Source organism: Erythrobacter alti (assembly GCF_037996805.1).
In the GTDB taxonomy this organism is placed as follows: domain Bacteria; phylum Pseudomonadota; class Alphaproteobacteria; order Sphingomonadales; family Sphingomonadaceae; genus Alteraurantiacibacter; species Alteraurantiacibacter alti.
Genome location: NZ_JBBNAX010000007.1, coordinates 16,350 through 28,380, shown reverse-complemented (window position 1 = coordinate 28,380; position 12,031 = coordinate 16,350). Strand labels below are relative to the sequence as shown.

General features: G+C 62.3%; 13 protein-coding genes and 1 tRNA gene. 3 read left to right on the top strand and 11 right to left on the bottom strand.

Going from position 1 to position 12,031, the window contains the following annotated elements; all coding sequences use genetic code 11:
* Positions 1–237: 237 nt before the first annotated feature.
* The 10 genes from AAC850_RS07850 to AAC850_RS07805 form a co-directional block, all read right to left on the bottom strand.
* On the bottom strand, positions 238–648 hold the full coding sequence (locus AAC850_RS07850) for a DUF3035 domain-containing protein (RefSeq protein ID WP_340588152.1): 411 nt from the start codon (positions 646–648) through the stop codon (positions 238–240).
* A gap of 3 nt (positions 649–651) precedes the next feature.
* Positions 652–1,182 (bottom strand): signal peptidase II, encoded by a 531-nt coding sequence (gene lspA / locus AAC850_RS07845; RefSeq protein ID WP_340588151.1) that lies wholly within the window; start codon positions 1,180–1,182, stop codon positions 652–654.
* On the bottom strand, positions 1,179–4,121 hold the full coding sequence (ileS, locus tag AAC850_RS07840) for an isoleucine--tRNA ligase (RefSeq protein WP_340588150.1): 2,943 nt from the start codon (positions 4,119–4,121) through the stop codon (positions 1,179–1,181). The genes lspA and ileS overlap by 4 nt, the downstream gene beginning before the upstream one ends.
* Positions 4,121–5,053: a bifunctional riboflavin kinase/FAD synthetase gene (locus tag AAC850_RS07835; protein ID WP_340588149.1), complete on the bottom strand. Its 933-nt coding sequence runs from the start codon at positions 5,051–5,053 to the stop codon at positions 4,121–4,123. The genes ileS and AAC850_RS07835 overlap by 1 nt, the downstream gene beginning before the upstream one ends.
* Positions 5,050–6,234 (bottom strand): dipeptidase, encoded by a 1,185-nt coding sequence (locus AAC850_RS07830; RefSeq protein WP_340588148.1) that lies wholly within the window; start codon positions 6,232–6,234, stop codon positions 5,050–5,052. Before AAC850_RS07830 ends, AAC850_RS07835 begins: the two co-directional genes overlap by 4 nt.
* Complete coding sequence (locus AAC850_RS07825; RefSeq protein ID WP_340588147.1) at positions 6,231–6,722, bottom strand: dihydrofolate reductase; 492 nt, start codon at positions 6,720–6,722, stop codon at positions 6,231–6,233. Before AAC850_RS07825 ends, AAC850_RS07830 begins: the two co-directional genes overlap by 4 nt.
* A 3-nt stretch (positions 6,723–6,725) precedes the next feature.
* Positions 6,726–7,778 carry a 5-(carboxyamino)imidazole ribonucleotide synthase gene (locus AAC850_RS07820; protein ID WP_340588146.1) on the bottom strand — a complete coding sequence of 351 codons (1,053 nt, stop codon included), beginning with the start codon at positions 7,776–7,778 and terminating at the stop codon, positions 6,726–6,728.
* A 106-nt stretch (positions 7,779–7,884) separates the two neighbouring features.
* Complete coding sequence (purE, locus tag AAC850_RS07815) at positions 7,885–8,367, bottom strand: 5-(carboxyamino)imidazole ribonucleotide mutase (RefSeq protein WP_340588145.1); 483 nt, start codon at positions 8,365–8,367, stop codon at positions 7,885–7,887.
* Positions 8,368–8,371: 4 nt separating this feature from the next.
* Positions 8,372–9,058, bottom strand: a complete 687-nt coding sequence (gene gpmA, locus AAC850_RS07810; protein WP_340588144.1) for a 2,3-diphosphoglycerate-dependent phosphoglycerate mutase — start codon at positions 9,056–9,058, stop codon at positions 8,372–8,374.
* A 36-nt stretch (positions 9,059–9,094) separates the two neighbouring features.
* The gene (locus AAC850_RS07805) at positions 9,095–9,250 is read right to left on the bottom strand and encodes a hypothetical protein (RefSeq protein ID WP_340588143.1); all 156 of its coding nucleotides are present in this window, start codon (positions 9,248–9,250) and stop codon (positions 9,095–9,097) included.
* A gap of 89 nt (positions 9,251–9,339) precedes the next feature.
* Between AAC850_RS07805 and AAC850_RS07800 the strand changes: the two genes are divergently transcribed.
* The 3 genes from AAC850_RS07800 (at position 9,340) to AAC850_RS07790 (ending at position 11,680) form a co-directional block, all read left to right on the top strand.
* Positions 9,340–9,414, top strand: a tRNA-Thr gene (locus AAC850_RS07800).
* Positions 9,415–9,629: 215 nt separating this feature from the next.
* A complete protein-coding gene (locus AAC850_RS07795) occupies positions 9,630–10,094 on the top strand; it encodes a PH domain-containing protein (RefSeq protein WP_340588142.1) in 465 nt (154 codons plus the stop codon).
* On the top strand, positions 10,091–11,680 hold the full coding sequence (locus AAC850_RS07790; RefSeq protein WP_340588141.1) for a PH domain-containing protein: 1,590 nt from the start codon (positions 10,091–10,093) through the stop codon (positions 11,678–11,680). Before AAC850_RS07795 ends, AAC850_RS07790 begins: the two co-directional genes overlap by 4 nt.
* Positions 11,681–11,682: 2 nt before the next feature.
* On the opposite strand, the gene AAC850_RS07785 is transcribed toward AAC850_RS07790, so the two are convergent.
* On the bottom strand, positions 11,683–12,024 hold the full coding sequence (locus tag AAC850_RS07785) for a GNAT family N-acetyltransferase (RefSeq protein ID WP_340588140.1): 342 nt from the start codon (positions 12,022–12,024) through the stop codon (positions 11,683–11,685).
* Between the last annotated feature and the right edge of the window lie 7 nt (positions 12,025–12,031).

Here is a 12,031-nt window from a genome sequence, read left to right as displayed (position 1 = left end):
TCCGCAGCTTCGTCGTCCCGGCTATTCCCTTCGCTGCGCTACGGGGCCGGTCCGGGCGGCCAGTCGGCCTTTGTCGGCCGCTAGTCTCGACCGAAATATTTCCAGCAGATACAGTGCAGGCGCGGGTATCGGTGCCGACCAGGCAACGACAGTGCGCGAATTGCGCTCCCGCAGGCGCCCGGCAGCGTAGCGGAGGGAGCAGCGCCGAGGATGCGAGCGCGGATGCGCTCGCCTAAATCAGGAAGGTATCACGCTCCGCGCGGACTGGCCGTCGCCTTCGGGGGCGGCGAGGATGGCGCGGACTTCGGTGCCCTTGTTGACCGTGTAGGTCTCGGCATCGCCAACGCTCGAGCGAATGCCGGGAGCGGCCGTGCCGGCCTGGCTGATCGTTGCGTTTTCGACGGCGCTGCGCTGTGCGGGGCCGCCAAACAGAGCTTCCAGCGCCTGCTCGGACGCGGTGCCTTCGGTCGGGCGCGGCGCGCCGGGTGCCGGCGGGACGAGGTCGAAGTCAGGCGGGATCACCAGCGGAGCCTGGCGCTGGACCGCAAATTCGTCGGGCCGTTCGCGATTGCCAAGGTCGATGCCGCCGCAGGCCGCAAGCGTGCTGGCGGCGGCAGAAACGATTAGGATGCGGGTGTACTTGGTCATGATCTAAGAACTCTTGTCTGGCATTGCGGCGTCCTGCCCATCATCCGGTTTCTCGCGCATGAACAGCGCGCGGGCAAGGATAATAACGACACCGATGGTGATTGCCGCATCGGCAATGTTGAAAATAAGGAAAGGGCGAAAGTCCCCGAAGTGCAGATCGGCATAGTCGATGACATAGCCATGCAGCCAGCGGTCGCGGATATTGCCCAGCGCTCCGCCGAGTACCAGTGACAGCGCGGCGATATCGCCGAACAGTTTCTCGCGGAACATCCACACCGCCACAACGCAGGCGATTATCGCGGTGACGCCCACGAGAATCCAGCGCATTTCCATGCTCGTCGCTTCGAACAGGCCGAGCGAAACGCCGTAATTGTTGGTGCGGGTAAAATCGAAGAAGGGCAGCAGCGGATATTGCTCGCCGATCCGGTCGAGGCCGAGATCTTCGACAACGAATTTCTTCACCCACTGGTCGGCAATGAAGATTAGCAGCGCGATAGCGAGGCCGATGGCGCGGAACTTGTTGAGTGTGCTCATGATGCGGAATCCAGCTCGGCAACCACGGTCTCGCAGCGACCGCACAGATCGCCTTCTTCGGGCACTTCGGGAAGGAGACGCCAGCAGCGACCGCATTTGGAATCGCTTGTCTTGGTGACCGTCACCGCGTCGGCTTCGCCCAGCGTCACCGCGCCGGTGATGAACAGCGCGGCCAGATCGTAAGGCGTGAAGCCATTGGGCACGGCGGCGGCGGGAACGGTCACTTCGGCTTCGAGGCCGGAGCGGATCGTCTTCTCGCGGCGCAGCGGCTCGATAGCCTCGGTCACACGCTCACGAAGATCACGCAAGGCTTCCCAGCGGACGGTGTCGGCATCGGCATCAGGCACACCATCCAGTTCGAGCAAGTGCACGCTGCCACCCTCGGGATAGCGCGTGCTCCACACTTCCTCTGCGGTGAATACCAGCACCGGCGCGGCGTAGCGGATCAGCGCGTGGAACAGCGTGTCGAGCACGCTGCGGTAGGCGCGGCGTTCCAGACCGTCGGGCGCGTCGCAATAAAGCCGGTCCTTGCGGATATCGAAGAAGAAGGCCGAGAGGTCTTCATTCATGAAATCCACCAGCGCGCGGGTGTATGTGTTGAAGTCGTAATCCTCGATAGCCTTGCGCATCTTCGCATCGAGCGCGCCGAGCAGGCTGAGCATGTAACGCTCAAGCTCGGGCATGTCGGCGACATCGACGCGCTCGGCATCGTCAAAGCCCTGCAGCGCGCCGAGCATATAGCGGAAGGTGTTGCGCAGCTTGCGGTACTGGTCCGCCACGCCTTTCAGGATTTCCGGTCCGATGCGGTGATCTTCGGTGTAATCGACGCTGAGCGCCCACAGCCGGATGATATCCGCGCCGTATTCTTCCATCACCTTGAGCGGATCGACCGTGTTGCCGAGGCTCTTGGACATCTTGCGACCATCTGCGGCCATGGTGAAGCCGTGGGTCAACACGCCCTTGTAAGGCGCAACGCCGCGCGTGGCGCAGCTTTCGACGAGGCTGGACTGGAACCAGCCGCGATGCTGGTCGCTGCCTTCGAGATAGAGATCGGCGGGCGAGCGCAAATCGGGCCAATTGTCCGATTCGAGCACGAAGGCGTGGGTGCAGCCCGAATCGAACCAGACATCGAGGATGTCGGTGATCATCTCGAAATCGTCCGGATTGCGCTCGGGGCCGAGCAGCATGGCAGCGTTGTCCTCGCTCCAGCCATCGACGCCTTCGGCATTGATGGCGGCAACGATGCGCTGGTTTACGTCGCTGTCGACCAGGTACTCGCCGGTCTTGCGGTCGACGAACAGGGTGATCGGCACGCCCCAGGCGCGCTGGCGCGAGAGCACCCAATCGGGCTTGCCTTCGACCATTGAACCAATACGGTTCTTGCCCTTGGCCGGAACGAACCGTGTCTTTTCAATTTCCGCCATGGCGGTCTGACGCAGGGTCGCGGTGTGATCGGCTTGTACCGCAAGCGCGACGGCGCCGCCGATGGGGTCCGGTACGGCTACCGGATAATCGAATTCGCCAAGTGGCTTGTCCATCGGCACAAACCATTGCGGCGTGCAGCGGAAGATGACCTTGGCTTTCGAGCGCCATGAATGCGGGTAGGAATGTTCGTAGTCGGCCGCAGCGCTGAGCAGCGCGCTCGCCTCGCGCAGATCCGAGCAGATCGGCCCGTCGGGCGCGTTGAACTTGGGATTGATGACCGAGCCGGAACGCTCGTCATTGCGGCCCAGCCACTCCCAGTCCTCGCGGTAACGCCCATCGGCATCGACCACGAATTTGGGGTTCAGCCCGTGCGCCTTGCAAAGGTCGAAATCGTCCTCGCCGTGATCGGGTGCCATATGGACGAGGCCGGTGCCGCTTTCCGTAGTGACAAAATCGCCGGGCAACAGCGGACGCGGCTCGGCAAAGAACCCGCCGAGATGGTGCATCGGGTGGCGGGCGATGGTGCCGGCGAGGTCGGAGCCTTTGCCAGACCAGACTTCACCACCCCAAATCCCATCCTCACCGACACAGCGAAAGTCTTTGCCTAGCCTGGCAAGAAAGCTTTCTTTTAGCTCGCGCGCGACCAAAAACCGTTGGACGAAGTCTTCCTCTTCGACTTCACCATTTTCCAGCTCTACCCGGACCGGTTGATCGATGAGCAAACAGACGTAATCAACTTCCGGTCCATACGCCAAAGCTTGGTTGACTGGGATCGTCCAAGGCGTCGTCGTCCAGATCGCTGCGAAGGCGCCTTCAAGTGATGCGATCGGGCTCTCGGTAATCTCGAACGCCACATCGATCTGCGTCGAGATGATGTCCTCATACTCGACCTCGGCCTCGGCGAGCGCGGTCTTTTCGACCGGCGACCACATCACCGGCTTGGCGCCGCGATAGAGCTGGCCGCTTTCGGCGAATTTCAGCAATTCGGCGACGATGCCCGCTTCGGCCTCGGGAGCCATTGTCAGGTAGGGCTTATCCCACTCACCGGCCACGCCCAGCCGCTTGAACTGCTCGCGCTGCACATCGACCCAGTGGGCGGCATATTCGCGGCATTCGGCGCGGAATTCGCGCGGTGGAACCTCGTCCTTGTTGCGCTTCTTCTTGCGGTATTTCTCCTCCACCTTCCATTCGATGGGGAGGCCGTGGCAATCCCAGCCGGGAACATAGGGCGCATCCTTGCCCAGCAGGCTCTGCGTGCGCACCACCGCATCTTTCAGCACCTTGTTCAGCGCATGGCCGATATGGATATTGCCATTGGCGTAGGGTGGGCCATCGTGGAGGATGAAAGTCTCGCGCCCGGCACGCGCTTCGCGCAGCTGCTGGTAGACATTGTCTTCTTCCCAGCGCGCCAGAATGCCCGGCTCCTTCGCAGGGAGGCCGGCCTTCATGGGAAAATCGGTCTTCGGCAGGAAGACGGTGTCCCGGTAATCGCGTTTCGCTGTATCGTCGCTCATCAGGAGGCGGCACCTAGAAGGCTTCGCGCCTCTTCGCAATCGCGTTCCATCTGCGACTTGAGCGCTTCGAGATCATCGAACTTGGCTTCGGGACGAATGAAGTGGTGGAAGGCAACGTCCACCTCCTCTCCATACAGGTCGCCGTCGAAGTCGAAGAAATAGGGCTCGAGCAGTTCCTTGGGAGGCTCGAATTGCGGGCGCACGCCCATGTTGGCCGCGCCTTGCAGCAATTGCCCGCTTGAGAGCACGCGCCCCGTCACCGCATAAATGCCGAAGCGTGGGCGCAAATAATGGCCAAGCTCGATATTGGCGGTGGGATAGCCCAGCTCGCGCCCGCGCTTGTCGCCATGCACCACCGTCCCGCGAATGGTGAACGGGCGGGTGAGCAGCTTGGCGGCAACGTCGCATTCGCCCGCTTTTAACGCATCACGGATCCGGCTGGAGGAGATCGTCTGCCCGTCCTCGCCCACCGGACCGATGGCGCGCGCTTCGATACCGCATTGCGCGCCGATATCGCGCAGCACCTGCGTATTGCCGCCGCGCCCCTTGCCGAAGGTGAAGTCCTCACCCGTCACTACGCCGCCCGCGCCGATATGGATGCCAAGCAAATCGCGCACGAAGCTCTCGGCGCTCATCGCGGCAAGATCGTCGTCAAAGGTGAAGACCAGCATGGCGTCGGCACCCGCGGCACCGAACAATTCCTCACGCTGGCCGAGCGTGGTCAGGCGGAAGGGCGGAACGTGCGGCGCGAAATGACGCACCGGATGTGGATCAAACGTCGCGACTATCGCGGGGCGACCTTCTGCACGCGCCCACCTTACCGCTTCGGCAACGACATGCTGGTGGCCGAGGTGGAACCCGTCAAAATTGCCCAGCGCAATGACAGCGCCGCGCAGGTTTTCCGGGATCGTGTCGCGGTGCGAAAGCCTCATGCCGCCTCCTCCATCGGTGCGATCCCGGCGCGGATTACCCGCAGGGCGTTAAGGCCCATGATCGCGCGGATCTCGTCCTCGGAGAAGCCGTCATCCAGCAAGGCCTGCGTCAGTTGCACCAGCTGCGCGGTGTCGAAGCGGACTTCGACCGTGCCATCGTAATCGCTGCCGAGCGCGACATGCTCGACGCCGACAAGCTCCGCGATATGGCGCATGGCCGCGACAATCAAGGCGGGCGAGATGTCGCACACCGCGCCGTCGAAATAGCCCACGCCGATCACACCGCCGGTCGCCGCCACGCCGCGAATTTCATTATCGGAGAGATTGCGGTTGACCGGACAGGTCGCCTGCACCCCGCCATGGCTGGACACCACGGGGCGACGCGCCATGGCGAGCACTTCGGCAACGCATTGATTGCTGCAATGGGCAATGTCGACGATCACACCGAGCCGTTCCATCTCGGTCACGATCTCGCGCCCGAAGTCGGTCAGGCCGCCTTTTTCCTCGCCATGCATCGATCCGGCGAGATCATTGTCGAAGAAGTGGACAATGCCCGCCATGCGCAGGCCCTTGTCGTAGAGCCGCTGCAAATTCGTCGCATCGCCTTCCAGATCGTGCAGCCCCTCGACCGAGAACATCGCCCCGATCGGGCGGCCGGTGATGTTGCGTTCGCCCAGCAGCGCGTCGAGGTCCTCCGGCGAGCGAATCGTGCGAAGTGCGTCGGGCGCTGAATTGGCAGCCAGCTGCAGGCGCGATGCGTGCCAGGATGTGCGTTCGTAGGGAGAGAACCAGGTCGAGAACGGTTGCAACTGGCCAATCGACATCAAGGTGATGAGGTCGAATGCATCGGCGGAATTGCTGTCGAAATTCTGTCCCGAAGGCACTTTGCTGACGCTGGAGAAAACCTGCAGCGCGACATTGCCTTCGATCAGGCGTGGCAAATCCATATGCCCGCGACCGGCGGCCCGCGTCATGTCGCGCTTCCACAGCAGGGTGTCCGAATGCAGGTCGACGATGGTGAGGGAGGCGTGCAATTCACGCGCCTCGTCCGAGATTTCGAGCAGCGGCCCGCCATCGAGCGTGTTCATCCGGCGCTCGGCAACTCCCGGACCGAAGATGAGAAACCCGCCGATCGCGAAGAGCAGGACAATCCCCAGCCACTTGGCGAACTTGCCGATCATGCAATGCGCTCGAAAGTTACAAAGTCAAAGGGCGGGAAGCCGCCTGCCGCCTCGCGATGCTCGCGTTCGACCTCATTCCATGCCGGATCATCGCCGGGAGATCGCATGGTGACATCGCCGCAAGTGTCTTCATGGACTTCGGTCAATTCGAACCGCGTGCCCCGGTCCCACAGCAGGTCGAAGATTTCCGCCCCGCCGATCACCGCATAATCCTCTTCGCCGATAAGCGCCATCGCCTCTTGCACGGTGCGCGCAGCCTCGGCTCCCTCTGCGCTCCAGCCATCTTGCCGGGTGAGCACTATGTGGCGGCGACCGGGCAGCAGTCCGGGCAGACTTTCAAAGGTCTTGCGGCCCATGACCATCGGCTTGCCCATGGTCAGCCGCTTGAAGCGCTTCAAATCCTCGGAAATGGCCCAGGGGACAGCTCCGTCGCGGGCGATCACGCCGTTGGTCGCACGGGCGACGATGAACAGGACCTGCTGCGCCATGCCTCAGCCCACCCGCGTAATATGGCCCATCTTGCGCCCGTCGCGCGCCTCGGCCTTGCCGTAGAGATGGAGGTGCGCCGAGGGTTCGGACAGGTGCCGCGCCACTTCGAGCGCCTCCGCGCCGATCAGATTGTCCATCACAACGCGCGCCGCGACGCTTGACGTGTCGCCAAGCGGCAGGCCGGCGATGGCGCGAATGTGGTTCTCGAACTGGCTGGTGACGGCACCTTCGATTGTCCAATGGCCTGAATTGTGCACGCGGGGAGCCATTTCGTTGAACACCGGCCCCTCGCCGGTGGCGAAGAATTCGCAAGTCATCACGCCGACATAGCCGAGTGCTTCGGCCAGCTTCCGCGCCAGCTCGCGTGCCTGCCCGACTTGTTCGCCAACGATGTCCGGCGCGGGAAGTTCGCTGTGCGAAAGAATGCCGCCTTCATGTGTATTGAGCGTCGAATCCCAGAAGCGCACTTCTCCGTCGCTGCCGCGCACGAGGATAACCGAGAATTCGCATTCGAAGCTGACGCGCCCTTCAAAGACGCAGCCGCTTTGCGGGATGCGGATGCCCTGTGCGTCCGCAGCGCTGGTGATGACCCATTGCCCCTTGCCATCGTAACCATCGCGCCGCGTCTTGAGGATGCCGGGCGTTCCGATCCGGTCGACCCCGGCGGCAAGCTCGCTGTCATGGTCGATGGCGATATAGGGCGCCGGACGACCGCCGAGGCCTTCGACAAAGCGTTTCTCGTTCACCCTGTCCTGAGCCACCTCCAGCGGGCGCGTGCCGGGCGCGAGCTTGTCTGCCGGAATGACCGAAAGCGGATCGACAGGGACATTCTCGAATTCGTAAGTGACGACGTCGCAGGCCTTTGCGAACCGCGCGAGAGCATCGCGGTCATGCCAAACGGCATTGGTAAATTCGGCGGAGACTTCGGCAGCCACGCTATCGTCTTCAGGTGCGAAAATATGGCAGCGATAGCCAAGCCGGGCAGCGGCCATGGCGAGCATCCTGCCAAGCTGGCCTCCACCGAGAATGCCGATTGTCGCGCCTGGAGCTAACACAAAATCCCCGCCCATCTTGGACCCAGTGAAGGATCGCCCTTTGTTTCTGCTTATCGCGCTATAAGAAAAGCGCGCCCTTCGACAAGTTCAGCGCATGCCGAAGGTGTTAATCGACGGGCCGCTCGGCCACGCTATCGGTCTGCGCACTGCGCCATTCCTGTAGCCGTGCCGACAGCTCCTCGTCACCAAGTGCGAGGATCGAGGCGGCCAGCAATCCGGCATTGGTCGCGCCCGCATCGCCTATCGCCAGCGTGCCCGTCGGGACCCCTGCGGGCATCTGCACGATCGACAGCAGGCTATCGAGACCGCTGAGCGCCTTCGACTGCACCGGAACACCGAGCACCGGCAAATGCGTGAGAGCGGCGATCATTCCGGGCAGGTGGGCTGCGCCGCCCGCTCCTGCGATAACAACCTTGAAGCCTTCATCCGCTGCGCCCTTGCCAAACTCGTGCAGCCTGTCGGGTGTGCGGTGCGCCGAAACGATGCGCGCCTCATGCGACACGCCCAGTGCATCAAGCACATCGGCGGCGCGCTGCATGGTTGGCCAGTCCGACTGGCTGCCCATCACGATTGCGACTTGTGCTGCCATGCTCTCAGCTATCCTTCAGGTAATAACGCTCGCCCGGCTGCATCGCGTCATCGAAATCATAGATGATCGGCTGGCCGGTGGGGATTTCGAGGCCCGTGATCTCGTCGTCCGATATGTTCGACAGGTGCTTCACCAGCGCGCGCAGCGAATTGCCGTGGGCGGAGATGATGACCGTTTCGCCCTTGGCGAGTTCGGGCAGGATCGTGCTTTCCCAATAGGGCAGCACGCGCTCGATCGTCAGCTTCAGGCTTTCGGTCTGCGGCACGTCGATGCCTTCGTAGCGCGGATCATTGCCGGGATCGTATCTGTCGCCCTTTTCCATCGGCGGCGGGGGTACGTCGAAACTGCGGCGCCAGATGTGCACCTGTTCGTCACCATGTTTGTCGCGCGTCTCCTGCTTGTTGAGCCCGGTCAGTCCGCCATAGTGACGCTCGTTGAGCTGCCAGTTCTTGATTTCGGGAATCCACAGTCGCTCGCATTCTTCCAGCGCCAGATGCAGCGTCTTGATCGCGCGTTTCTGCACGCTGGTGAAAGCGAGCGTGGGGAACAGCCCCTTGGACTTGAGCAGCCGACCGGCCTCGCGCGCTTCCTCGACGCCTTTTTCGGTCACATCGACATCCCACCACCCTGTGAAGCGATCGGCAAGGTTCCACTCGCTCTGGCCGTGACGAACGAGGATCAGTGTCGGCATTGATGGATTCTCCTGTTGGCGCGCAAGGGCTGCGCGTTAGCTGTCCTTGGCGTTCTTGGAAAGGTCGGAGCGATTCTCCGCTTCATCAACCTTGTCGCCCTGCGCCATACCCTTGGCCTGCGCCTTGCGTTTGCGCAGGTTCTCGCGCAGCTTGGCGGCCAGTCTTTCCTCGCGGCTCATGTCCTTGCTCATCGCTCCCCCTTGCATCAAGCGACGCATTCGCTCAACCTTGGCTTGACTTTCGCGGGCCACGCGACAATAGCGCGCGCCTGTTTCGGTAAGCCGCGGTAGCTCAGTGGTAGAGCGCACCCTTGGTAAGGGTGAGGCCGAGAGTTCAATTCTCTCTCGTGGCACCATTTTGTTTTTGGGATCGTGCATCCGCACGATCATCCTCGGCACTTTTCCCTCCATTCGGCTTCGCCTTCACTTCGGGGTGCCTGCGGGCGGCCAGTCGGCCTTTGTCGGTCGCTGGGAGCGACCGAATTTCAAGTTCTTTTCCATGTCGCGCCCGGATTCGAGTGCCGAAACAAACAATTTTACCCGCTCACTGTGTTGTGGCAATAAACCACCTATGGATGCAGAACCACTGACACAGCTCGATCCCGGTTACACCACGGTCATGCGGATCGAGGGGTTGCTGGCAACCCTTCCATTCGTGATCGCGGCCGGGGTGCTTTCCTTCGCCGAGGTCGTGCCTGCATGGGCGCCGGGGATTCCAGTGCTGATCCTCGCGATCCTGCTGATCATTGTCCTGCCGATGAAGCGCTATCGCTCGCGCGGGTACAACATGGCGGGAGACCGGCTGCGGGTGGTGAAGGGCGTCTTGTTCCATTCGGACACTGTCGTGCCGTTCAGCCGTGTGCAGCATCTCGATGTGGAGCAGGGCCCGCTCGAGCGCGCTTTCGGCATTTCCCGCCTGATCCTGCACACGGCAGGCACGCACAATGCCTCGGTCACGCTGCCGGGTCTGGCCTTTGATAATGCCAAGGCCATGCGCGAGGAAATTCGCCAGCATGTGAAGCGCGAATCGCTGTGACAGCCGGGGCGAGCGAGGGCGATGCCATTGAAGTCGGCGAATGGCGGCGCGTCAGCCCGCTGACCATCGCCGCGCAGGGCGTAAGGACGCTGGCGAGCGCGATCATCCCGGCGGCAATCGTGCTCTACAGTGCAGCTTCGGGAAGCGAGAGCAGCGAAGGGCTGCGTTTCGTCGCGCCCTATCTTGTCCCGATCCTGCTCCTCATTATTGCCGCTAACCTGCTGCCCGCATGGCTCGGTTGGTATCGCTTGCGCTACCGCATCGGCACGAGCGACGTGCGGCTGGAACAGGGCATCATCAGCCGCTCGGCTCGCTCGGTCCCCTATGACCGCATCCAGGATGTCAGCCTCGAACAAAAACTGATCCCGCGGCTGCTCGGGCTTGTCGAGGTCAAGTTCGAAACCGGAGCTGGCGGCAAGGAGGAGCTCAAACTCGCGCTCGTCACAGAAGACGAAGGCGAACGATTGCGGGAAACCGTGCGCGCTCTCGTCGAAGGTGCGGAAGAAGATGCAGCGCAGCCCTTGGCGACTGATCAGGAGGCGGCAGCAACAGAGGTCGCAGCATCGGAATTCGCCACGCAGGGCAAATTGCTATTTGCCATGGGGCAGGGGCGCTTGCTGACCTATGGACTGTTCAGCTTTTCGCTGGTGGTCTTCGCGGTCCTGCTCGGCGCGATGCAGCAGCTCGAGTTCCTCCTGCCCTTCGATCCGTGGGACTATGTCGGCGACTGGATCGAGGACGAGCGGTATACCGAGGCTGGCAGCTATCTCAGCGGGCTGGACATGGCCGCGAGGATTTTTGCGGTCCTGTCCTTCATCTTCACCGTGGTTGTAGTCGGCCTCGCCAGCGGCGTGGTGAAAACCGTAGTGCGCGACTGGGATTTCCGGCTGGAGCGTACCGCCAAGGGCTTTCGTCGCCGTCGCGGGCTGCTGACCAAGACCGACGTCGTGATGCCTGTCCACCGCGTGCAGGCGTTGATCGTATCTACGGGAATCCTGCGCCGACGTTTCGGATGGCATGGCCTCAGCTTTATCAGCCTCGCGCAGGATTCGGGCAGCGCCAATCACGACGTTGCCCCCTTTGCGAAGATGGAAGAGATCGAACCGATCGCGGCAGAAGCGGGCTTCACCCTGCCCGATGGCGCGGAGGAATGGCGCAGGCCCAGCCCCAATTACTATTCGGACAGCGCTATAATCACGACAATTGTGATGTCCATCCTCGCGGTGGGCGTGATCATCGCTGGGTTTGCCTGGGCCAGCATTCCGATTGGATTGCTGGCGGTGGTACTGATCGCGCGTGAATTTTATCTTTGGCGGTATGATCGCCATGCGCTCGACCCGGCGCAGGTGTTGTCACGGCGCGGCTGGCTCGCCCCGCGCACACAGATCGCCAACCGCGTGAAACTGCATTCGGTAGAGATTGCGCAAGGGCCGCTCGGTCGCTGGCGCGGCTATTGCGACCTCAAGTTCGGGCTTGCCGGCGGCAGTTTCAGTTTTGACGGATTGGCACTTGAAGACGCGCACAAGCTGCGTGCCGCCGTGCTCGATTCGATTGCTTCGGTCGATTTCGCCAATTTGCCCAGATAGCTTCAGCTCGGGGTTTCGGCCCGCACATCAGCCCAGTCGGGGTTCTTGCGGAACAGCGCCGCGACATAGGGGCATTGCGGCACGATGGTGAAACCCTGCTCGCGCGCATCGGCAATCATCTTCTCGACCAACTGTGCGGCAATTCCCTGCCCGCGTGCAGCCGGAGGCGTGAAGGTATGGTCGGCGATCCGCGCATTGCCGCGTGCCTTCCAGGTCAGCTCGGCCTTCGTGTCGGTTCCGTCCACATCGGCGCGGTAAGCGCCGTGGGTGGTCTCGTCGGTAACTTCGATTTCGATGGCGGGCATGAATTTCTCCTTCTTGCGCTCAACCTTCAGCGCGGCCATTGCGTTC